At 58.8% G+C, this 21,730-nt stretch carries 19 protein-coding genes; 3 read left to right on the forward strand and 16 right to left on the reverse strand.

Annotation, left to right across the window (positions count from 1 at the left end; genetic code table 11):
* Window positions 1-4: 4 nt before the first annotated feature.
* Complete coding sequence (locus tag ACQG03_RS14790; protein ID WP_023300617.1) at window positions 5-1,519, forward strand: tripartite tricarboxylate transporter permease; 1,515 nt, start codon at window positions 5-7, stop codon at window positions 1,517-1,519.
* On the opposite strand, the gene menE is transcribed toward ACQG03_RS14790, so the two are convergent.
* From menE to ACQG03_RS14830, 8 genes are all read right to left on the reverse strand, one after another.
* A complete protein-coding gene (gene menE / locus ACQG03_RS14795; RefSeq protein WP_063163618.1) occupies window positions 1,520-2,881 on the reverse strand; it encodes an o-succinylbenzoate--CoA ligase in 1,362 nt (453 codons plus the stop codon). It abuts the gene before it with no gap.
* Window positions 2,878-3,843, reverse strand: a complete 966-nt coding sequence (gene menC / locus ACQG03_RS14800) for an o-succinylbenzoate synthase (protein WP_063163617.1) — start codon at window positions 3,841-3,843, stop codon at window positions 2,878-2,880. Before menC ends, menE begins: the two co-directional genes overlap by 4 nt.
* On the reverse strand, window positions 3,843-4,700 hold the full coding sequence (gene menB, locus ACQG03_RS14805) for a 1,4-dihydroxy-2-naphthoyl-CoA synthase (protein WP_014832749.1): 858 nt from the start codon (window positions 4,698-4,700) through the stop codon (window positions 3,843-3,845). The genes menC and menB overlap by 1 nt, the downstream gene beginning before the upstream one ends.
* Window positions 4,697-5,473 carry a 2-succinyl-6-hydroxy-2,4-cyclohexadiene-1-carboxylate synthase gene (gene menH / locus ACQG03_RS14810; RefSeq protein WP_063163616.1) on the reverse strand — a complete coding sequence of 259 codons (777 nt, stop codon included), beginning with the start codon at window positions 5,471-5,473 and terminating at the stop codon, window positions 4,697-4,699. Before menH ends, menB begins: the two co-directional genes overlap by 4 nt.
* Window positions 5,470-7,140, reverse strand: a complete 1,671-nt coding sequence (menD, locus tag ACQG03_RS14815) for a 2-succinyl-5-enolpyruvyl-6-hydroxy-3-cyclohexene-1-carboxylic-acid synthase (protein WP_022648819.1) — start codon at window positions 7,138-7,140, stop codon at window positions 5,470-5,472. The genes menH and menD overlap by 4 nt, the downstream gene beginning before the upstream one ends.
* 88 nt (window positions 7,141-7,228) lie before the next feature.
* A complete protein-coding gene (menF, locus tag ACQG03_RS14820) occupies window positions 7,229-8,524 on the reverse strand; it encodes an isochorismate synthase MenF (protein WP_023306637.1) in 1,296 nt (431 codons plus the stop codon).
* Between the two features lie 86 nt (window positions 8,525-8,610).
* Window positions 8,611-8,916, reverse strand: a complete 306-nt coding sequence (gene elaB, locus ACQG03_RS14825; protein ID WP_022648821.1) for a stress response protein ElaB — start codon at window positions 8,914-8,916, stop codon at window positions 8,611-8,613.
* 50 nt (window positions 8,917-8,966) lie between these two features.
* Entirely contained in the window at window positions 8,967-9,431 is a 465-nt protein-coding gene (locus ACQG03_RS14830; RefSeq protein WP_023300622.1) for a GNAT family N-acetyltransferase, read from the reverse strand.
* Window positions 9,432-9,502: 71 nt separating this feature from the next.
* Here ACQG03_RS14830 and rbn point away from each other — a divergent pair, with 71 nt between their 5' ends.
* Together rbn and ACQG03_RS14840 are read left to right on the forward strand one after the other, a co-directional pair.
* Window positions 9,503-10,420, forward strand: a complete 918-nt coding sequence (gene rbn / locus ACQG03_RS14835; RefSeq protein ID WP_022648823.1) for a ribonuclease BN — start codon at window positions 9,503-9,505, stop codon at window positions 10,418-10,420.
* Window positions 10,421-10,484: 64 nt separating this feature from the next.
* Window positions 10,485-11,489 carry a chemotaxis protein gene (locus ACQG03_RS14840; protein ID WP_023306639.1) on the forward strand — a complete coding sequence of 335 codons (1,005 nt, stop codon included), beginning with the start codon at window positions 10,485-10,487 and terminating at the stop codon, window positions 11,487-11,489.
* Window positions 11,490-11,588: 99 nt separating this feature from the next.
* Here the strand turns inward: ACQG03_RS14840 and nuoN are convergent, their stop codons facing one another.
* The 8 genes from nuoN to nuoG form a co-directional block, all read right to left on the reverse strand.
* Complete coding sequence (gene nuoN / locus ACQG03_RS14845) at window positions 11,589-13,046, reverse strand: NADH-quinone oxidoreductase subunit NuoN (RefSeq protein WP_022648825.1); 1,458 nt, start codon at window positions 13,044-13,046, stop codon at window positions 11,589-11,591.
* A 6-nt stretch (window positions 13,047-13,052) separates the two neighbouring features.
* Complete coding sequence (nuoM, locus tag ACQG03_RS14850) at window positions 13,053-14,582, reverse strand: NADH-quinone oxidoreductase subunit M (RefSeq protein ID WP_023300624.1); 1,530 nt, start codon at window positions 14,580-14,582, stop codon at window positions 13,053-13,055.
* Between the two features lie 160 nt (window positions 14,583-14,742).
* Window positions 14,743-16,584 carry an NADH-quinone oxidoreductase subunit L gene (gene nuoL / locus ACQG03_RS14855; RefSeq protein ID WP_023300625.1) on the reverse strand — a complete coding sequence of 614 codons (1,842 nt, stop codon included), beginning with the start codon at window positions 16,582-16,584 and terminating at the stop codon, window positions 14,743-14,745.
* On the reverse strand, window positions 16,581-16,883 hold the full coding sequence (nuoK, locus tag ACQG03_RS14860) for an NADH-quinone oxidoreductase subunit NuoK (RefSeq protein ID WP_006176506.1): 303 nt from the start codon (window positions 16,881-16,883) through the stop codon (window positions 16,581-16,583). The genes nuoL and nuoK overlap by 4 nt, the downstream gene beginning before the upstream one ends.
* Entirely contained in the window at window positions 16,880-17,434 is a 555-nt protein-coding gene (nuoJ, locus tag ACQG03_RS14865; protein WP_063146681.1) for an NADH-quinone oxidoreductase subunit J, read from the reverse strand. Before nuoJ ends, nuoK begins: the two co-directional genes overlap by 4 nt.
* A 10-nt stretch (window positions 17,435-17,444) precedes the next feature.
* Window positions 17,445-17,987, reverse strand: coding sequence for an NADH-quinone oxidoreductase subunit NuoI (gene nuoI, locus ACQG03_RS14870; RefSeq protein WP_003861491.1), 543 nt, complete (start codon window positions 17,985-17,987; stop codon window positions 17,445-17,447).
* Between the two features lie 14 nt (window positions 17,988-18,001).
* Window positions 18,002-18,979 carry an NADH-quinone oxidoreductase subunit NuoH gene (nuoH, locus tag ACQG03_RS14875; protein ID WP_022648828.1) on the reverse strand — a complete coding sequence of 326 codons (978 nt, stop codon included), beginning with the start codon at window positions 18,977-18,979 and terminating at the stop codon, window positions 18,002-18,004.
* The gene (gene nuoG / locus ACQG03_RS14880; protein WP_023300626.1) at window positions 18,976-21,699 is read right to left on the reverse strand and encodes an NADH-quinone oxidoreductase subunit NuoG; all 2,724 of its coding nucleotides are present in this window, start codon (window positions 21,697-21,699) and stop codon (window positions 18,976-18,978) included. The genes nuoH and nuoG overlap by 4 nt, the downstream gene beginning before the upstream one ends.
* Between the last annotated feature and the right edge of the window lie 31 nt (window positions 21,700-21,730).

Genomic DNA, 21,730 nt, shown 5'->3' on the forward strand with positions numbered 1-21,730 from the left:
CGCTATGGATACCTGGATCTATCTCTCTCAGGGGTTCGCGGTAGCGATGACCCCGGAAAACCTGGTGATCGCCCTGATCGGCTGTTTCGTCGGGACGATCGTTGGCCTGCTGCCGGGCCTTGGGCCTATCAACGGCGTGGCGATTTTACTGCCGCTGGCCTTTGCGCTGCACCTGCCTGCGGAATCGGCGTTGATCCTGCTAGCGACGGTTTATATCGGCTGCGAATACGGGGGGCGTATTTCCTCGATACTGCTTAACGTGCCCGGAGATGCCGCTGCCATTATGACCGCGCTGGATGGTTATCCGATGGCGCAGCAGGGACGCGGCGGCGTGGCGCTCTCTATTTCCGCCGTCAGCTCGTTCTTTGGCTCCCTGATCGCCATTGGCGGCATCATCCTCTTCGCCCCGGCGCTGGCCCAGTGGTCGCTGGCGTTTGGTCCGGCCGAGTATTTTGCCCTGATGGTGTTCGCCATCGCTTGTCTCGGCAGCATGATGGCGCAGAATCCGCTGAAGTCGTTTTTGTCTGCGTTGATTGGCCTCAGTCTGGCCACCGTCGGCGTGGATGCCAACACCGGGGTTTATCGCTTTACCTTCGACAGCGTTCATCTCTCCGACGGCGTGCAGTTTATCGTCGTGGTGATTGGTCTGTTCTCTGTCTCAGAAATCTTACTGATGCTGGAACATACCAGCAGCGGGCAGACGCTGGTGCGTAAAACCGGACGTATGCTCTTTAATGCCAAAGAGGGGGCGCAGTGTGTGGGTGCCACCCTGCGTTCGTCGGTGATCGGTTTCTTCGTCGGCATTCTGCCCGGCGCGGGGGCTACTATCGCCAGCGCCATCACCTACATGACCGAGAAAAAGCTGAGCGGTAACAGCGACAGCTTCGGCAAAGGCGATATCCGCGGCGTGGCGGCGCCGGAGGCGGCGAATAACGCCTCGGCCTGCGGCTCGTTTATCCCGATGCTGACCCTCGGCGTGCCGGGCTCCGGCACCACGGCGGTAATGATGGGCGCGCTGACGCTCTATAACATCACCCCGGGTCCGGCGATGTTTACCGAGCAGCCCGATATCGTCTGGGGTTTGATTGCCGCCCTGCTGATCGCCAACGTGATGCTGCTGGTAATGAACATCCCGCTGATCGGGCTGTTCACCCGCATGCTGACCATTCCCCTGTGGTTCCTGGTCCCGGCCATCGCCGCCGTCTCTGCGGTTGGGGTGTACGCGGTGCACAGCACCACCTTCGACCTGGTGTTAATGGTGCTGCTCGGCGTGCTGGGCTACATTCTGCGCAAGATGCACTTCCCGATGTCGCCGCTGATTTTAGGGTTTGTATTGGGGGAAATGCTGGAGCAGAACCTGCGCCGCGCCCTCTCCATCAGCAATGGCAACATGGCGATCCTGTGGGAGAGCAGCGTGACGAAGATCCTGCTGGCGATGGCGATCATGGTGATTGTCGTGCCGCCGGTGCTGCGCTGGATGCGTCGACGCCAGCAGAAACCGCAGCCGGATATCGGCTGATTAGCCCCTCAACAGGGCATTGACCCACTGCCTTAACGCCTGGCGGGAGATCTTTATCCCGCCATTTTTCAGTTCTGACGGCAGCGCCAGCCAGTGTACCGGCTGCTCAAAGCGCGCCAGCCTGCCCTGAACCCACTCCGGCAACAGCGTGATATCCGTGCCCGGCTCACATTCCACTACCGCCACCGGGCGTTGCCCGTATTCGGCGTCATCCAGCGGGACGATAAACACCTGGCTTACCTGCGGATGTGTGACGATAACGCGCTCCAGCGCTTCCGGCTGGATCCCTTCTCCGCCGCTGAAAAAGAGATTGTCCATTCGGCCCAGAATGGTCAGGCGTCCGTCATGCCACTCTCCGCGATCGCGGGTGGCGAACCAGCCCTGCTCGTTGACAAGCGGCAGTAAGGCGCCGTCTCGCCAGTAGCCCGCCGCCATGCTTTCCGCCCGGATCCAGACTTCACCGTTCACCACCTGAAGGTCTCTGCCCGGCAGCGCGCTGCCCACGTCCGGCGCGCCGTCGGCCTCTTTGGCGCAGACGGTGGAGGCGAACTCGGTCAGACCGTAGCCGCAGAACGTGCGGATCCCCTGCTTGCGCGCCTGTTCGGTCAGCTCAACGGGGATTTCCGCCCCGCCGAGCAGCACGGCTTTCAGCGCAACGGGATGGTGTGAATTGAGCAGCCGCCACAGCTGCGTCGGCACCAGCGAGGCGTGGGTACAGCCCTGCAGGGCCTGCTCCAGCGGCTGTTTTTCACGCACGGTGAGACGGCCTCCGCCCTGCAACCAGCGCCACAAAATCCCCTGACCGGAGACGTGAAACAGCGGCAAGGACAGCAGCCAGTCGTCATCACCGCCATAAGGCATCAGCGACAACACGCCTTTTGCGCTGGCAAGGTGGGCGGCACAGGTGTGCACCGCCGCTTTCGGCAAGCCGGTGGAGCCGGAGGTGAGCGTCATTGAGGCCAGCCGTTCTGCCCGCCACGTCACCCCGCCCTGCTCCTCGCCCTCTCTTAATGCCAGCCCAGGCAGACCGTCATACTCACCGTTAAGCACCAGCGCAAAGCGCAGGGTCATCTGCGGCAGGAGGACGTCCAGCAGCGGACGGGGAAGCTGAGGGTTCACCGGCAAAATGCGGGCGCCGCACTGAAGCAGCGCCAGCCAGGCCAGCAGGGTCTGCGGATGGTTGTGGGCGAGCAGCATGACGCCGTCACCGTCCCTGACACCCTGAGACTGAAAACCGGCTGCCAGACGATCGATACGCTCGCCCAGCTGTGACCAGTTGAGCGTTATATCGTCTAAACGCAGCGCGGGTGTATCGGCACTCCTGGAGCGCCAGTGCCGCCACGGCCAGTCTGTAAAAGTCATTGCAGCGGCTCCAGCGTCCCGACATCGAGGCACGGCAAGGTGCTGTCCGGCCAATGGCGAATCAGCTGGGCCTGCATCAGGTTTAGCGTATCAAGACCGGGAACGGTGTCCGGCGTTAACCATGCAGCGATGCGCGCCAGTTGCGTTAGCCCGAGGCTGGATTCGATGGATGAACTGATCACCGCCGTCAGCCCTGCGGCATGGGCCGCCGCAACCTGCTCGCGCACCTTGTCGAGGCTGCCGGTCAGCGTTGGCTTAATGACCACGGCACCGACGCCCGGCTCGGCGGCAAACGTAAAACCGGCTTCGCGCAGGCTCTCATCCCAGGCAATGGCAATGCCGGTTTCCCGGGCGAAGGCGCGAGAGTCGTCGCGCGTTTTGCACGGCTCTTCGAGAAACGCGATGCGGTTGCGGTACGCCGGGTTGACGTACTTCGCAAACTGCTGCGCCCTGAGCGGCGTCCAGGCGCGGTTGGCGTCCAGGCGCAGGTGCAGATCGGGAATGGCTTCCAGTAACAGGTTAACCACCATTCCGTCGCGCACCGCTTCGTACAGGCCGACCTTAATTTTCGCCACCTTCTCGCCAGGCATCCCGGAGAGCAGCGCGAAAAGTTCATCCGGATCGCCGGAACAGAGCGGCGCGGCGCGATAATTCGCCGCATCCGGCAAACAGCCGTCCAGCTCTGCCAGCGCGCAGCTGATGCCGAACGCGACGGAAGGAACGTCCGGCAGCGACGGATCTACCCCCTCACGCCATTCGTGCGTCCAGGCCATCAGCGCCGCCTGCGCCTCATCCAGCGTTTCCAGGCTAAAGCCCGGAAGCGGGGCGATTTCGCCCCACCCTTCCCGCTCGCCCTGCCGGAGATGCACGAAAAAGCCATCACGGGTTTTTAACCGCCTTTCACGCAGTACCACGCCCGCGTCCATCGGTATCTGCCAGCGGTAAACCTGCGCGCGACGCATTACGGGTTCCGTTTGTATTTGCTGAAGTCTGGCTGGCGTTTTTCGTTGAACGCGTTGCGCCCTTCCTGACCCTCTTCGGTCATATAGAACAGCATGGTGGCGTTACCCGCCAGCTCCTGAAGTCCCGCCTGACCGTCACAGTCGGCATTGAGGGCCGCTTTCAGGCAGCGCAGCGCCATTGGGCTGTTTTGCAGCATTTCGCGACACCAGCGCACGGTCTCTTTTTCCAGATCGGCGATCGGCACCACGGTGTTAACCAGCCCCATGTCCAGCGCTTCCTGGGCGTTGTACTGACGGCACAGGAACCAGATTTCGCGGGCTTTTTTCTGGCCGACGATGCGCGCCATGTAGGACGCGCCCCAGCCGCCGTCGAAGGAGCCAACTTTCGGGCCAGTCTGACCGAAAATGGCATTTTCCGCCGCGATAGTCAGGTCACACATCATGTGCAGCACGTGACCGCCGCCGATGGAATAACCTGCCACCATCGCAACCACCGGTTTTGGACAGGTGCGGATCTGGCGCTGGAAATCCAGCACGTTCAGGTGGTGCGTGCCGGCATCATCCTGGTATCCGCCGTAGTCGCCGCGGACTTTCTGATCGCCGCCCGAGCAAAAGGCTTTCTCCCCTTCCCCGGTGAGGACGATGACGCCGATGTTGTCGTCGTAGCGGGCATCCGCCAGCGCCTGGATCATCTCTTTTACGGTCAGCGGACGAAACGCGTTGCGTACCTGTGGACGATTGATGGTGATTTTGGCGATACCATCGGTGGATTTGTGGTAGCGAATGTCGGTGTAGCCTTCGGAGCAGTCCTGCCATTCAACCGGCGCGTAAAGCATGTTTTCATCAGGATAGATCATAGCGTGTCCTTTGTTCGATAACGCAGTATCTGAGCCAGACTCGCGGCAACCGCTTCCGGGTTGTCCCGGTGGGCGTTGTGTCCGGCATGAGGGATAGCATGACGCATGGCGTTAAGTTCGGCAGCGATGGCTGCAAACTTCCCGTCACGTTCGCCATAGAGATAGTCGAAAGAAAAATCACGCGCGGTGAGCGCGGGACGTAAATCAGGCTGAACGGCAAGCGAGGTGGCTTCCAGCATCTCAGCCAGCCTCGGGCCGTTGTTCCGGCTACGCAGCGCGATCAGCGCGTTGCGCTGTTCATCCGTAAGGGAGGCAAAGACCGGCTGTTGATACCAGTCGGCAAAGACGGCCTCAAGCGGCTCACTGCGAAACCGTGACGCCCAGCGGCGGTCCGAGGTCAGCCGCGCCTGACGCGCATCGGCGTCTTGCAGGCCCGGGTGCCCACCTTCCACAATCACCCCGTCTAACCCCGCAGGATGCTGGCAGGCATGGAACATCGCAATGCGGCCACCGAGTGAGTACCCTACCAGCCAGTAATTTAGTATGTTGTAACTAATTAAGGTATACGTGAGCAATTCACTTACCTCTGCAAACCCCGTCACGCCCTTATCCGCTGAACCACCGTGCCCGGGCAGGTCAAGGTAGAGCCTGGGGTAGTCATGCAGCGACGCCCCAACGGTCTGCCACTCACGACAGTCGCCGGAAAAACCGTGCAGGAAAACCAGCCAGGGGTAGCCTGGTTTTCCGGGCTGAGTGACGCCAGCGAGGATCACAGGTGACTCACCTGCGCCAGCAGATGTTGCAGCTTCTGCGCGCCGTCAGAATCGTTTACCACCAGCTCAATCAGCGTCGCGCCAGGCTGCCGCCAGGCGGTGTTCAGCGCCGTCTCCAGCGCGTCCCAGTTTTCCGGGCGATGGTACTTCAGGCTGAACATGGCGGCGGCGTGTTCGAACTGCACGTTTTGCGGCATCAGATAGAAGCGCTCACGTTCGCTTTGCGGCGTCGGCAGCAGGGAGAAAATCTGTCCGCCGTTATTGTTAACAACAATCAGCACGAACGGAGCCGACGCCTGACGCAGGAGCGCCAGCGCGTTGAGATCGTAGAGGGCTGAGAGATCCCCCACAATCGCCAGCGTGGATTTTGCGCTGGCCCGCTGTACGCCAGCGGCGGTGGAGATCAGCCCGTCAATGCCGCTCGCGCCCCGGTTGCTGTATACCGGATAACCCGCGGGCAGCTGCGAAAAGGCGTCAATCAGGCGCACCACCAGGCTGTTACCGACAAAAAGTTGCCCCTGCTCGGGAAGATATTTGCGGATACGGTGCGCCAGCCCGGCTTCACTGAACTCCTCGCACTGCGCTTTGGTGAGTTCCCACGCCTGACGCGACAGCGCCGGGATCTCCACCGCCCAGGGTTTGCGTTTTTCCGCCGGATGCAATTCCAGCCAGCTGTCAATATCGCTCACCAGGCGGCGACCGCGATGGTGCGCCGGGTCAAGGCGTCCTTCGAGCGGATCCACCAGCCAGTACTCTTCTGGCGTACAGGTGGCCTGCCACTGGAGCAGTCGCTTGCCCGTCAGGCTCGAGCCCAGCTGGACGACAATTTGCGCCTGCGCCAGCTCGGTGACCGCTTTCGCGTTCCCCAGCCAGAGGTCAGCGCAGGGCAGCGGCTGGCCCGTCTGGGAAAGCACGTCACCAATCAGCGGCCAGCCAAGCGTTTGTGCCCACTCCGCCGCCAGCTTGCCTTCCGCCGCACTCATCCGCCCGGCAATCACCACCCCGCGCTTCTGGCGCCAGAAGAACCAGTCGCGCTGCTTAGCGCTTTCCAGATGCGTCTGCTCACGCAGCCAGGGCTTTTCGCTCTCCCACCATTCTCCCAGCTGCTGTTGCCAGGCTAGGCCGGTCTCGTTCATTTCGCCGTACAGCGGTTCGGCAAACGGGCAGTTAATGTGCAGCCCGCCGCTGCGCAGTGCGTTCATGGCGTGGTCGAGAGTTGAGACCAGCCAGCTGGCGGGAATATCCTGGGTGGGGCGCGGCAACGAGACCGTCTGTGAAGGATGCGAGGCAAAAATGCCAGGCTGACGAATCGCCTGGTTCGCGCCGCAGTCAATAAGTTCCGGAGGACGATCGGCGGTGAGTAAAATCAGCTTTTCGCCGGTTAACCCCGCTTCAATCAGCGCCGGATAGAGGTTCGCCACCGCCGTGCCGGAAGTCACTATCACCGCCACGGGCGCGTTGCTGACTTTCGCCAGCCCGAGCGCCAGGTGGCCGAGACCACGCTCGTCAAAATGGGTGTGATGAATAAAAGCCCTGTTTTCCGCCGCAGCAAGGGTGAGCGGCGTGGAGCGAGAGCCCGGAGCAATACACACATGCCTGACACCATGGCGGGTCAGGGCTTCAAGGATCACCGTCGCCCAGCGTCGGTTAAAAGAACTTACTGACATGAGATTGTCCAGTATCAAGAATGCGACACAGTATAAATAATAGAAAAAGTCAGAATTTTGATATGAATCGGGATTGCACGAATCAGTATTAATCCCTCAGGAGGAGGGAACGCAGCCCGGCGGCCTTATTTTCGATCTCCTGCCACTCCTGCTCTGGATCGGAGCCGCTGACGATGCCCGCCCCCGCATAAAGACGAAGCGCGGCGTCATGAACGCGGGCGGAGCGTAATGCCACGCAGAACTCGCTTTGATCGCGCGATAAATAGCCCGCCGATCCGGCGTACCACTCCCGGTCAAACGGCTCCACTTTCGCAATAAATTCTCGCGCTGCCTGACGCGGCAGCCCGGCCACCGCCGCCGTCGGTTGCAGAATATGCAGACACTGCTCGTCATCAGACTGTTTGAGTTCGGTCCAGATACAGCGGCGTAAATGCTGCACCTTGCGCAGACGCAGCACCTGCGCTGGGAGGATCTCCAGCGTCCGGGTATGGTGCTGAAGACGCTGGCAGATATCTTCCACCACCAGCATATTTTCCCGCTGATTTTTGTCGTCGTTCATCAGCCAGTCGCCCAGACGCTGGGCCTGCTTATCGTCAGAATGGCTGGCGACGGTGCCTGCCAGCGCTTCAGTGCGCAGCAGCATGCCGCGTCGCCGCCACAGTCGCTCGGGCGTCGAGCCGAGGAACGCGTTGCTGGCGTCAAAGACCATACAAAAATGATAGCAGTTGAGGTTTAGCGCGCGGCTGGCGGCCATTAGCGCGATAGCGTTCACGGGCTGCTGGCACTGCACGTCTGTAGCACGTGCGAGCACCACTTTCTCAAAATCGCCGCGAGCAAGGGTATCCGTCGCCTGACGAATCAACGCCAGCCATTCCGGTTTTTCCGGATGATGGGTTTCCTGCACAATCTGCACGGACAACGGGCGGATCGGCGCGGCGTCGCGCAGGTTATCAATAAACTTCAGTGCGTCACCGGCATCATCACACAGCGACGTTTCGCTCCACAGTTGCAGGCGCAGCGTGGCGACCCCGCCAGACCGTCGCCAGAGAAGGCGCGGTAAAAACAGCTTTCCCTGTGCCGGGTTGAAGGCGTTCAGGCCGCAGATACGGGTATCATTGGCTACGTCATGGGTGTGCAAAAACCGGGAGGCCGAGGCCAGAGAGTCAAAATGGGCGAGGCTTCCGAGCGCGGCAAGTTCTTCATCACCGCTCCGCTGTTGCCAGTAAAACTGGGGATAGCATCGCTGCACACCCAGCCAGGCCAGCGGATCGAAGGCGTCGTTTAACGGGAAAGAGACATCGAAATGGCGTAAACCGGGTGTAGCGGGTAACGCTTGCGCAAGCTGAGTGCGCAGGCGTTCCAGCGCGATGGAAATCGAATGCACGCGAACCTCTCCCTGTTAAAACCTTACATTATACGGGGTACTGATGATAAATAGCAGTACCCACGTGTAGGGAGGGGTTTACCGGCTTAACGACGGGCTAACAGCAGGCCCAGCACCAGCCCTACGGCCGCACCGACCCCAATGCCCTGCCATGGCTTTTCGTGCACATAATCGTCGGCACGATAAACCGCCTGTTTGGCGCGGTAGTAGTAATTGTCGGATGCGTTGCTGACGCGGTTTTTCACGTCATGCAGCGCCTGCTCGGCGCGGGCTTTGAGCTCAATGTACTTCTGATCGGCAGGATCGCCTGAAGAGCGCAGTACTTCTTCCAGCGTTTCGCTTAACAGCGTTAAATCGTCGTCTGCTCGGGTATCCCAGGATTGAAATGACATATTTTTCTCCATGTTAGTACACCAGTCCGATAACTATAGACAACGTCTCGCTATTGCGCCTGTTTCGCTTCGCGCGCCATACCGATGTGTGGGATGCCATCTTCATCGTAAATGTCCGTGACCGGGGTAAAACCAAAATGGCCATAGAATGATTGCAAATGCGCCTGCGCGCCCAGGTATAACGCCTTGTCTGGCCACCGTTTCAGGCATGCGTCCAGCGTTTTTTCCATCAGCTGATAGCCCAGCTTTTCACCGCGCGCGCTTCCGCTGATAATGACGCGGCCAATGACGACAGGGTCAAAATCCTCTTCGCTTTTCAGAATCCTCGCATACGCCACCAGCTCGTTATCGCGCCAGCCGAGGATGTGCCGGTTCTCGCCGACCAGGTCATCGCCGTCGATATCCTGATACGGGCAGGTTTGTTCAACCACAAAAACTTCGCAGCGCAGTTTGAGCAGGGCGTAGAGTGACTGAATAGTCAGTTCGCTGTGGTGTAGATCTTGCCACTGGATCATGTGTTTCTCCTTCCTGGGGTTCATCACGTTATACTAAACCCCTTCCCATTCGGCAAAGGGCTGATTGCGTTATGGAACTGATTTTTCTGGGTACGTCCGCGGGCGTGCCAACCCGCTCACGCAACGTGACGGCGATTCTGCTGGATCTTAAGCATCCTACCCGCGGCGGGCTGTGGCTGTTTGACTGCGGCGAAGGTACGCAGCATCAGTTGCTGCATACCTCATACCACCCGGGGAAAGTGGATAAAATATTTATCACCCATCTGCACGGCGACCATCTGTTTGGCCTGCCGGGCCTGCTGTGTAGCCGTTCGATGGCCGGTAACGCTAACCCGCTGACCATTTATGGCCCTGCGGGTATTCAGGCATTCGTTGAGACCACGCTGCGCCTGAGCGGCTCGTGGACCGATTATCCGCTGGAGGTGGTTGAGATCGGCGAAGGTCTGGTGTTCGACGACGGAGATTACCAGGTGCGCGCTTACCCGCTTAACCATCCGGTGGAATGCTACGGCTATCGCGTTGAGGAGCATGACAAGCCCGGCGCGCTGAACGCCGCCGCGTTGCAGGCCGATGGGGTGAAACCTGGCCCGCTGTTCCAGCGTCTGAAGCACGGCGAGACCGTCACGCTGGAAGACGGGCGCGTCATCAACGGTCAGGATTACCTTGCGCCGCCGCAGCCGGGCAAAAAACTGGCTATTTTTGGGGATACCGCCCCCTGCCCTTCGGCGCTCCGGCTTGCCGGGGGTGTGGATGTGATGGTGCATGAGGCAACGCTGGAAGCGGCGATGGAAGAAAAAGCCAATAGCCGGGGGCACAGCTCAACGCGTCAGGCTGCGCAGCTGGCGCGCGAGGCTGGCGTCCGGAAACTGATTGTCACTCACGTCAGCTCACGCTATGACGTCCGCGGCTGTGAAAGCCTGCTGGCAGAGTGTCGGGAGGTGTTCCCGGCATGCGAGCTGGCGGAAGATTTTGCTCAGGTCAGCGTTTAGTCCTTCATTTTTCCCTCAGGGTGCCGATAACGATTAAAAGGCCAGCATTTCTCTTGAGGGTAGAATGGATAATTTCCAGAAAGATATTGATGACAGGGCGAACCTGACCCAGTCCAACCGTTTTGAACTGTTGCTGTTCCGTCTTGGCACCTCTCTGAACGAAAATAAATCCGAGCTGTTCGGCATCAACGTGTTCAAACTGCGCGAAATTGTGCCGATGCCGACCTTCACCAAACCAGCGGGAATGAAGTCTCCGCTGATGGGGATGGTAAATATTCGCGACCAGGTGATCCCGGTGATCGATCTGGCCGCCGTCGCCGGCTGCAAGCCAGCCACCGGGCTAAACATTTTGCTGATCACCGAATATGCCCGCAGCGTGCAGGCGTTTGCCGTGGAATCGGTGGAGAACATCATGCGTCTCGACTGGAAGCAGGTGCACGCCGCGGAAACCGCCGTCAGCGGTCGCTACATCACCAGCATTGCCTGTCTGGACGATAAGACCGATACCAACGATCTGGCAATGGTGCTCGACGTGGAGCAGATCCTGTATGACATCACCCCGGCGAACCACGATCTGCACGCCACCCATCTGGAAACCACCAAATTCAACATCAAGCCTGGCTCTGTCGCGATTGTTGCTGAAGACTCGAAAGTAGCGCGCTCAATGCTGGAGAAGGGATTGCAGGCAATGGAGATCCCGGCTCAGCTGCATATCACCGGCAAAGACGCATGGGAGAAAATCACTCAGCTGGCCGCGCAGGCTCAGGCTGAGGGCGTCCCCGTTACCGATAAGATAGCCCTGGTATTAACCGACCTTGAAATGCCGGAGATGGACGGCTTTACGCTGACGCGCAAAATCAAAACTGATCCAGTACTGAAAGATATTCCGGTGGTGATCCACTCGTCTCTTTCCGGCAACGCGAACGAAGATCATATACGCAAAGTGAAGGCTGACGGCTATGTGGCGAAGTTTGAGCTGAATGAGCTGTCGTCGGTGATTGAAGAGGTGCTGGACCGCTCGATGAAGAAGATTGACGGGCCGCTTATAAGCAGGAAGCAGTTAGCTTAGTCGGGTGGCGCTTCGCTTACCCGACCTACAAGACCTGTAGGCCCTGCAAGCGTAGCGCCGCTGGGCAATAAAAAACCCGCCGAGGCGGGTTTTTTGCTTTTACATCAGCGGCATCGCGCGCTGCACAATCTCAATCAGCGGCTGCGGATAGATACCGAAGATTAGCACCAGAAGCGCGGAGATCAGCACCACGATCCCCCCGGCGCTGTACTGCCAGTTGGACGGCGCATCACGGTTGAGCTGCTGAGGCGCGCTCAGGTACAGGCTCACAGCCACACGCAGGTAGTAGTAAAGACCAATCGCGGAGCCGATAACGACACCGGCAGTCAGCCACCACAGACCCGCCTGCACACCGACGGCCAGCACGTAGAACTTACCGATAAAGCCCAGCGTCATCGGGATACCCGCCAGAGAGAGCATCATCACGGTCATTACCGCAGACAGAATCGGACGGTGCCAGAACAGACCACGGTAGGAGAACAGGGAATCTGCATCCGGCCCACGGTACGGGCTGGACATCAGGCTCACCACGCCGAACGCGCCGAGGCTGCTGAACAGGTAACCGGCCAGATACACACCCACGGTTTCCATCGACATCTCACCGCTTTGCAGCGCAATCAGCGCCACCAGCAGGTAGCCCAGATGGGAGATAGAGGAGTAGCCCAGCAGACGCTTAATGTTGGTCTGGCTCAGCGCCATCAGGTTACCGAAGATGATGGAGACGAACGCGATAATGCCCAGCACCACGCGAACCGCTTCGCTGTCACCCACCGGGGCGTACAGGAACAGACGCATGACCACGCCAAAGATAGCGATTTTACTCGCCGTCGCCAGGAAGGTAGAGACCGGCGCTGGCGCACCCTGATAAACGTCTGGCGTCCACAGGTGGAACGGAACCAGAGAGAGTTTAAAGCCAAGGCCTACAATCATCATGCCCAGACCCGCCAGCAGCAGCGGCTCGTGCATCATACCGTCGCCGAGGCTCTTACCGAGCGCCAGGAAGGAGAGGTTACCCGTCTGTGCATACAGCAGCGCGATACCGAACAGCAGGAACGACGACGCAGCAGCGGACAAGATGGTGTACTTGATCGCCGCTTCCAGAGAGCGCTTCTGACGGAAAGCGTAACCAATCAGGCCGAACAGCGGCAGTGAGATCAGCTCAATACCGAGGAACAGCGCGGCCATGTGGTTCGCGTTCGCCAGCAGAATGCCGCCGAGCGCGGCAATCAGTACCAGCAGGTAAAACTCTTCTTTGTTGTCGTTATACCCTTCGAGCCACGGGTACGCAAAGGTACAGGTTGCCAGGCTCGCCAGCAGCACCAGACCGGTGTAGAGCATGGCGTAGCCGTCAACGCGCATCAGCGGCGTGACGTCCATTGCGCCCGCCTGGCCAACAAACCAGAGGGAGACTAACGCAGCGTTCAGACCCAGAACGGACAGGGTCGCATTCAGGAAGTGATTGCGTCGCCACGCAATGGAGAGCATCACAACCACCACCGTCAATCCGACGATCAGCAGCGGTAGCAGCGCGATCAGTTGTTGTGGAGTTATTGTCATGGCGAATTACGGCCTTGTAGTAGAAGCAGAATTAACAAACCACTGCTGGATGTTACCCATCGCGGAGTGCGAGGTATCCAGAATCGGCTGCGGATAGAAGCCCAGCAGCACCAGCAGTACGACCAGCAGCAGGATGATGGACAGCTCACGCAGCGACATCCCCGGCAGTTCTTTAGCAGCAATTTCGCTCTTCGCTTTACCGAAGTAGGCGCGGTGCAGCATCGCCAGCGAGTACACGGAGGCGAACACCAGACCAAAGGTGGAGATGACGGTAATCATCGGAACCACTTTGAAGCTGCCGAACAGAATCATAAATTCGCCAACGAAGTTACCGGTACCTGGCATACCCAGGGTGGCAACCGCGAAGAACATGGAGAGTGCAGGCAGCCATTTCATTTTGCCCCACAGGCCGCCCATCATACGCATGTCGCGGGTATGCAGACGTTCGTACAGCTGACCGCACAGGATGAAGAGACCGGCTGCGGACAGACCGTGCGCAATCATCTGGATCACCGCGCCCTGGTACGCCAGCTGGCTGCCAGTGTAGATGGCAATCAGTACGAAGCCCATGTGGGAAACGGAGGTGTAAGCAATCAGACGTTTGATGTCGTACTGCGTGAAGGCCATCCATGCACCGTAGAAGATACCGATCACGCCAAGCCACATGGCAATCGGCGCAAACTCTGCGGAGGCGTTCGGGAACAGCGGCAGGGAGAAACGCAGCAGACCGTAGGCCGCCGTTTTCAGCAAGATACCCGCCAGGTCAACGGAACCCGCCGTTGGCGCCTGAGAGTGCGCGTCCGGCAGCCAGCCGTGCAGCGGAACCACCGGCATTTTCACCGCGAAGGCGATGAAGAAGCCGAGCATCAGCAGGTATTCCACACCGTGGGACATCGGGGTCTTCAGCAGATCTTCATAGTTGAAGGTCCAGACGCCGGTGGCGTTGTAATGCACAAACACCAGCGCCAGGATGGCAATCAACATCACCAGACCACTCGCCTGGGTGTAGATGAAGAACTTGGTGGCCGCCGTGATACGCGTTTTACCGTCGGATGCCTTGTGGCCCCACAGCGCGATCAGGAAGTACATCGGCACCAGCATCATCTCCCAGAAGAAGAAGAACAGGAACATGTCGATGGCCAGGAACACGCCGATAACGCCGCCCAGGATCCACATCAGGTTCAGGTGGAAGAAGCCCTGGTATTTTTCGATTTCTCGCCAGGAGCAGAGTACCGCCAGAACGCCGAGCAGACCGGTCAGCACGACCATCAGCAGCGACAGACCGTCAATCGCAAGGTGGATCGTGATACCGAAACGTGGGATCCACGGCAGAATGAACTCAGATTGCCACTGCGGAAGGCCCGCAGACTGGGTCAATGAGTAGCCACCCTGCAACCACAGTTGCAGGCCAAGCGCGAGCGTCAATCCCATGGTGATCAGCGCGATCCAGCGCGGCATCTTCACGCCAAAGCGTTCAGTCTGCCAGCACAGGAAGCCGCCGATGAAGGGAATTAATATTAGCCAGGGTAATAACATGGCGATTTTTATTCCTTGTTAAAGTCCCTCAGGGACCGATTTTCAACGAATTCGACAAAATTCACGTGTTAGTGCGGTTTGTGGTGTCGGGTGACGCTCACGCTTACCCGACCTACGGTCTCGTAGGCCCGGTAAGCGCAGCGCCACCGGGCAAAAACCACTATCGCAACACCATCAGCAGCGCCAGCACGACAACCGCACCGATGCTCATGGATGCCACATACCAGCGCAGATAGCCGTTCTCGCTGTACAGCAGGCCTTTACCTGCAAAGCGAGAGAGGATCGCCGGGATATTCATCAGGCTGTTCAGCGGATCGCGCTTCAACAGCCACGCAATGCCCAGGAACGGCTTCACGAAGATCATGTCGTACAGCCAGTCGAAGCCCCATGCGTTGTACCACCAGGTGCCCAGCAGACGGCCCGGCGCGCTGTTGGCAACGGCAGTCACCAGCGTGCGTTTGCCCAGCCACAGCCATGCGGCAATCAGGATGCCCGCGATAGCCACAACGCCGGAGGTGATTTCAAGCGTCAGAACGCGACCGTGCTCAAGCTCGGTTGTTGCCGGCAGTACGCCCTGCAACGGTGGCACAATCATCGCGCCAACGAAGGTGGAGAGTACCAGCAGCACAATCAGCGGCAGGTGGTGGGTAATCCCCTTCCCTGCGTGGGCGTGAATTTGTTCTTTACCGTGGAAGACGATGAAAATCATACGGAAGGTGTACAGGGAGGTCATAAACGCACCGACCAGACCCGCAACCATCAGATTGATATGACCATTTGCCATGGCGCCCGCCAGGATTTCATCCTTACTGAAGAAGCCTGCGGTAATCAGCGGCAGTGCCGCCAGCGCCGCGCCGCCTACCAGGAAGCAGATATAGACCAGCGGGATGGACTTACGCAGTCCGCCCATTTTGAAGATATTCTGCTCGTGGTGGCAGGCCAGGATCACCGAACCGGATGAGAGGAACAGCAGCGCTTTAAAGAACGCGTGCGTCATCAGGTGGAAAATGGCTGCGTCCCACGCCTGAACGCCCAGCGCCAGGAACATGTAACCAATCTGGCTCATGGTGGAGTACGCGAGAACGCGTTTGATGTCGGTCTGCACCAGTGCGGCAAAGCCTGCCAGCACCAGCGTAACCGCACCGACGATACCCACCAGATGCAGAATTTCCGGGGTCATCAGGAACAGGCCATGGGTACGCGCAATCAGGTAGACACCGGCGGTGACCATGGTCGCGGCGTGGATCAGCGCGGAGACAGGGGTTGGACCCGCCATCGCGTCGGCAAGCCATGTCTGCAACGGCAGCTGTGCGGATTTACCCACAGCACCACCCAGCAGCATCAGCGTTGCCCACCACAGCATGTTGTTGCCTGCTTCGAAGTGCGCTGGCGCCAGTTCCACCATTTCGCGGAAGTTCAGCGTGCCCAGTTCGTTGTAGAGAATGAACAGCGCGAAAGCGAGGAAGACGTCACCCACACGGGTCACGACGAACGCTTTCATGGCCGCTGCGCCATTCTTCGGATCGGTGTAGTAGAAACCGATCAGCAGGTAAGAGCACAGACCCACGCCTTCCCAGCCCAGATACATCAGCAGCAGGTTATCGGCCAGCACCAGAACCACCATGCTGGCGATAAACAGGTTGGTGTAGGCGAAGAAGCGGGAGTATCCCTCTTCACCGCGCATATACCAGGAGGCGAACATGTGGATCAGGAAGCCGACGCCGGTGACCACGGAGAGCATGGTCAGAGACAGACCATCCAGCACCAGGTTGAAACCGATGTTGAAGTTACCGACCGACATCCAGTTCCACAGCGGCACGCTATAGGCCTGACGTCCATTGTTAAAGAAATCGATACCCGCATACGCTGTCACCAGCGCAGCCAGACCGATTGAGCCAATGCCCACGGTGGCAGACAGATTCTCAGACCAGCGGCCGCGAGAAAATGCCAGCAGCACGAAGCCAATCAGCGGAAAAATAATGGTTAAGGCAAGCATGTTCATCCACGCAACTCACTTACTGAATCGATGTTCAGGTTCTGGCGGCGACGATGGAGCTGCAGCAACAGCGCCAGGCCAATACTCGCTTCGGCAGCCGCGAGGCTGATGGCGAGAATGTACATCACCTGACCGTCGGCCTGGCCCCAGTAGCTGCCGGCGACCACAAAGGCCAGCGCGGAAGCGTTGATCATGATTTCCAGACCGATCAGCATAAACAGCAGATTGCGGCGGATAACCAGACCGGTTAAGCCCAGAACGAACAAAATCGCAGCGAGGATCAGTCCATGTGTTAAGGGGATCATGCGCGCTCCTCCGTTTTTCTTTTCGCACGGTCATCAGTGCGGTTGCTCAGCACCTCACCAACACGTTCTTCGCGACCGACGTGGAAGGCAACAACCAGGCCCGCCAGCAGCAGCATAGAGGCCAGTTCAACCGCCAGAACGTACGGACCAAACAGCGCAATACCAACAGCCTTGGCGCTGATTGGCGTGCCGTCAATGCCCTGGTCGTTAACGCCCAGAATAGCGTAAACAATCACCACCAGCATGACGGCCGACAAAATTGCCGGGCCAATCCACACCTGCGGTTTTAACCATTGACGTTCCTGCTCAATTTCAGAGCCGCCCAGGTTGAGCATCATCACCACGAACACGAACAGCACCATAATGGCACCCGCGTAGACGATAATTTCCAGCGCACCGGCAAAATGCGCGCCCAGCGCAAAGAACACCCCGGAAATAGCCAGCAGCGAAATGATTAAATACAGCAACGCATGCACCGGATTGGTGTGCGTGATCACTCGCAGCGTAGCCAGGATGGCGATAAGGCCACAGATATAAAAAGCGAATTCCATTGCCCTCTCCTTACGGTAACAGGCTCTTGACGTCGATAGGCTTAGCTTCGTTCTCTGCTTCGCCCTTATCTTTGCCGTCGATTGCCATACCCGCCATCCGGTAGAAGTTATATTCCGGGTATTTGCCCGGACCGGAAATCAGCAGATCCTCTTTCTCGTACACCAGGTCCTGACGCTTGTACTCACCCAGCTCGAAGTCTGGAGTCAGCTGAATCGCCGTGGTTGGGCACGCTTCTTCACACAGACCGCAGAAAATGCAGCGTGAGAAGTTGATGCGGAAGAACTCAGGGTACCAGCGGCCGTCTACCGTCTCGGCTTTCTGCAGAGAGATACAGCCTACCGGACACGCTACCGCACACAGGTTACAGGCTACGCAGCGCTCGGAGCCGTCCGGGTCGCGCGTCAGCACGATACGGCCACGGTAGCGCGGCGGCAGATATACCGGCTCTTCCGGATACATCCGGGTTTCGCGTTTGGCAAACGCGTGCAGGCCGATCATCCAGATACTGCGTACCTGGGTGCCAAAGCCTACGAGTAATTCTTTTAAGGTCATGATCTCAAAGCCCCTTATGGCTGCTGCCAGAGAATGACAGCCGCCGTTACCAACAAGTTGACGAGCGTCAGCGGCAGGCACACTTTCCAGCCGAAGGACATTACCTGGTCATAACGCGGACGCGGTAAGGACGCACGAATCAAAATGAACATCATCATGAAGAACGCGGTTTTCAGCGCGAACCAGATGAACGGCGGTAAGAACGGGCCATGCCAGCCACCAAAGAACAGCGTTACCATCAACGCGGAAATGGTGACGATACCGATGTACTCGCCCACGAAGAACAGACCGAATTTCATACCGGAATATTCAATGTGGTAACCGTCGGCCAGTTCCTGTTCGGCTTCTGGCTGGTCAAACGGGTGACGGTGACACACCGCCACGCCCGCGATAGCAAAGGTCACAAAACCAAAGAACTGCGGGATAACGTTCCAGATGTCGGCCTGGTTGTTGACGATGTCGGTCATGTTGAATGAACCGGCCTGCGCCACCACGCCCATCAGGGAGAGTCCCAGGAACACTTCGTAGCTCAGCGTCTGCGCGGAAGCACGCATCGCACCCAGCAGCGAGTATTTGTTGTTACTGGACCAGCCTGCGAACAGCACCGCGTACACCGCGAGGCCTGCCATCATCAGGAAGAACAGAATGCCGATGTTCAGGTCAGCCACCACCCAGGTCGGGCTGACGGGAACGATAGCAAACGCCAGCAGCAGCGAGGTAAAGGCGATCATCGGCGCCAGCGTAAAGATCACGCGGTCCGAGAAGCGCGGAACCCAGTCCTCTTTAAAGAACATCTTGATCATGTCCGCCACCAGCTGGAGTGAACCACCCCAGCCCACGCGGTTCGGTCCGTAACGGTTCTGGAACAGACCGAGCAGACGACGTTCACCAAAGCTCATGAACGCGCCGCAGGTGACGACCACCAGCAGAATGACGACCGCTTTCAGAATGCTCAGCAGGATGTCGATAAGATCCGGCGTTAACCAACTCATGCTTTTGCCTCCTGAAGGTTATCAAGATGCGCACCCGCCAGGACCGGCGCGATGCCAGGCATCCCCATCGGCAGACCCACCTGCCCTGCTGACAGGCTTTCAGAAATAATCAGCGGTAGGCTGATTGTCTGGCCGTCGTAGCTAAAGGCAATGTTCGCACCCGCGTTAACGCCAAGCTTCGCGGCATCCGCCGGGTTGAGCTTGATGTACGGCTGCGGCATACGCTGCTGGAATACCGGAGAACGCTGGGACATTTCGTCGCTACCGAACAGATGGTAGTACGGCGCAATACGCCAGTGGCCTTCCTGAGCCTGGAAACGTTCCGGAACGGTAGAGAAGAAGTCCAGATCGGTTTCGGAGGCTTCAATCAGACGCACGCCCGGATCGCCGTGGCGCAGATGACCACCCACTTCAGCCTGGAATTTGTTCCATGCCTGCGGGGAGTTCCAGCCCGGTGCCCATGCAAATGGGATTTGCGAACGCGGCGCAGACGGCTGGTTGTTCCCTTCCATCGAGAAGGCGAACATGGTGTCTTTATCCTGCGGCTGACGCGGTTCGTGCACGCTGATATTGGCACGCATCGCAGTACGACCGCTGTAGCGGTGCGGCTCACGCGCCAGTTTCTGGCCGCGAATACGGAAGCTTGCGTCAGGCGCGGCGTCTTTAATGCCCGCCAACTGAGGCAGTTTCTCAACAACCGCGTCGATAACGTGGTCGAGCTGCGTCCAGTCCACTTCACGGCTCTGCACGGTGCTGTGCAGAGAGTGCAGCCAGCGCCAGCTTTCCAGCATCACGGTGTTGCTGTCGTAGTAGGCCGGGTCATAAACCTGGAAGAAGCGCTGTGCGCGGCCTTCGTTGTTGATCACCGTCCCGTCGCTTTCTGCGAAGCTTGCAGCAGAGAGCACCAGGTGTGCTTTGTCCATGATCGCGGTGCGCTGATGGTCGATAACCATCACCAGCGGTGCTTTGGAGAGCGCGGCGTCAACGCGAGCGGCCGAAGCGTGGCGATGCAGGTCATTTTCCAGCACTACCACCGCATCAGCAGAACCGGATTCCAGTTCGCTTAACGCTTCTTCCAGCGAGCCGCCGCCAATCATGCCCAGTCCGATGCTGTTCACCGCACGGGCAATCATGGTCACACCGACGTCAGCGCCACGGCCCTTCAGGGCTTTGGCAACGTTCGCTGCGGCCTGAATGATTTCAGCGCTACCGGCGTTGGTACCGGAAATGATCAGTGGTTTCTTCGCCCCCGCCAGCGCCTGAACAATCACGTCGACCTTGTTCTGCAGGTCGCGATCCAGTTCAACGGCCGGCGAGTTGCTGTCCAGCGCGTGGGCAATGGCAAAGCCGAGGCGCGCCTGATCTTCAACCGGTGCGCAGTAGGTCCACGCGGCGATATCGTCCAGACGGGTGTTGTCGACGTTAGTCACAAACAGAGGATGCTTCGCGCGCTGGCCGATGTTGAGGATCGCCGCAATCTGCCAGTCAGCCACTTTCTGCGCCGCTGCCATTTCACGTGCTTTACCCTTCACCGCCTGACGAACCGCCAGAGCCGCGCGTGCGCCGGTCTGCGTCAGGTCTTCCCCGAGCACCAGAACCGCATCATAGGATTCGATTTCGCGCAGCGCAGGCGTGTGTACACCGCCTTCACGCAGCACTTTCAGCACCAGTTGCAGACGTTCCTGCTCGCCATGGGCGATACCGGTATAGAAGTTTTCCGCCCCAACCAGCTCACGCAGCGCGAAGTTGCTTTCGATGCTGGCGCGCGGGGAGCCGATGCCGATCACTTTCTTCGACTGGCGCAGAATATCTGCCGCGCCCTGCATCGCCTGTTCAGCGTTGAGGGTAATGACGTCGTCGCCACGGCGCTGAACCGGCTGACGCGGACGGTCTTTCAGGTTCACATAGCCATAGCCAAAACGACCGCGATCGCAGAGGAAGTAGTGGTTAACGGTACCGTTGTAACGGTTTTCGATACGACGCAGTTCACCGTAACGTTCACCCGGGCTGGTGTTACAGCCGAGGGAGCACTGCTGGCAGATGCTTGGCGCAAACTGCATGTCCCATTTACGGTTGTAACGCTCGGAGTGGGTTTTATCCGTGAACACGCCGGTCGGGCAGATTTCTACCAGGTTACCGGAGAATTCGCTTTCAAGCGTACCGTCTTCCGGACGACCGAAGTAAACGTTGTCATGCGCGCCATACACGCCCAGATCCTGACCGTCTGCATAATCTTTGTAGTAACGCACGCAGCGGTAGCAGGCGATGCAGCGGTTCATTTCGTGAGAGATGAACGGCCCCAGATCCTGATTTCGGTGGGTACGCTTGGTAAAGCGATAGCGACGGAAGCTGTGACCGGTCATGACGGTCATATCCTGAAGGTGGCAGTTACCACCCTCCTCACACACCGGACAGTCGTGTGGGTGGTTGGTCATCAACCACTCCACTACGCTTTCGCGGAACTGTTTGGCTTCTTCGTCATCAATCGAAATAAAAGTGCCTTCGGTGGCTGGCGTCATACAGGACATCACCAGTCGACCACGCGTGTCTTCCGCGTTTTGATATTGCTTCACCGCACACTGGCGGCAAGCACCGACGCTGCCCAGCGCCGGATGCCAGCAAAAGTACGGAATATCGAGGCCAAGAGACAGACAAGCTTCCAGCAGGTTGTCCGCCCCGTTGACTTCGTATTCTTTGCCGTCTACATGAATCGTAGCCATTAGCATGCTTCCAGTTGGCTCGGCCGAAACC

Origin of the sequence: Enterobacter cloacae complex sp. 342H5 (assembly GCF_050030905.1) — a bacterium.
Classification (GTDB): domain Bacteria; phylum Pseudomonadota; class Gammaproteobacteria; order Enterobacterales; family Enterobacteriaceae; genus Enterobacter; species Enterobacter intestinihominis.

Bases quoted from the DNA above. Each gene is read 5' to 3' on its own strand.
- menE (WP_063163618.1), bottom strand. From the start codon at position 2,881: ATGACTTTTACAGACTGGCCGTGGCGGCACTGGCGCTCCAGGAGTGCC.
- menD (WP_022648819.1), bottom strand. From the start codon at position 7,140: ATGTCAGTAAGTTCTTTTAACCGACGCTGGGCGACGGTGATCCTTGAA.
- nuoK (WP_006176506.1), bottom strand. From the start codon at position 16,883: ATGATCCCCTTAACACATGGACTGATCCTCGCTGCGATTTTGTTCGTT.
- nuoL (WP_023300625.1), bottom strand. From the start codon at position 16,584: ATGAACATGCTTGCCTTAACCATTATTTTTCCGCTGATTGGCTTCGTG.
- nuoN (WP_022648825.1), bottom strand. From the start codon at position 13,046: ATGACAATAACTCCACAACAACTGATCGCGCTGCTACCGCTGCTGATC.
- nuoH (WP_022648828.1), bottom strand. From the start codon at position 18,979: ATGAGTTGGTTAACGCCGGATCTTATCGACATCCTGCTGAGCATTCTG.
- ACQG03_RS14790 (WP_023300617.1), top strand. From the start codon at position 5: ATGGATACCTGGATCTATCTCTCTCAGGGGTTCGCGGTAGCGATGACC.
- menC (WP_063163617.1), bottom strand. From the start codon at position 3,843: ATGCGTCGCGCGCAGGTTTACCGCTGGCAGATACCGATGGACGCGGGC.
- menB (WP_014832749.1), bottom strand. From the start codon at position 4,700: ATGATCTATCCTGATGAAAACATGCTTTACGCGCCGGTTGAATGGCAG.
- nuoJ (WP_063146681.1), bottom strand. From the start codon at position 17,434: ATGGAATTCGCTTTTTATATCTGTGGCCTTATCGCCATCCTGGCTACG.
- ACQG03_RS14830 (WP_023300622.1), bottom strand. From the start codon at position 9,431: ATGATCCAGTGGCAAGATCTACACCACAGCGAACTGACTATTCAGTCA.
- nuoM (WP_023300624.1), bottom strand. From the start codon at position 14,582: ATGTTATTACCCTGGCTAATATTAATTCCCTTCATCGGCGGCTTCCTG.
- ACQG03_RS14840 (WP_023306639.1), top strand. From the start codon at position 10,485: ATGGATAATTTCCAGAAAGATATTGATGACAGGGCGAACCTGACCCAG.
- elaB (WP_022648821.1), bottom strand. From the start codon at position 8,916: ATGTCATTTCAATCCTGGGATACCCGAGCAGACGACGATTTAACGCTG.
- nuoI (WP_003861491.1), bottom strand. From the start codon at position 17,987: ATGACCTTAAAAGAATTACTCGTAGGCTTTGGCACCCAGGTACGCAGT.
- nuoG (WP_023300626.1), bottom strand. From the start codon at position 21,699: ATGGCTACGATTCATGTAGACGGCAAAGAATACGAAGTCAACGGGGCG.
- rbn (WP_022648823.1), top strand. From the start codon at position 9,503: ATGGAACTGATTTTTCTGGGTACGTCCGCGGGCGTGCCAACCCGCTCA.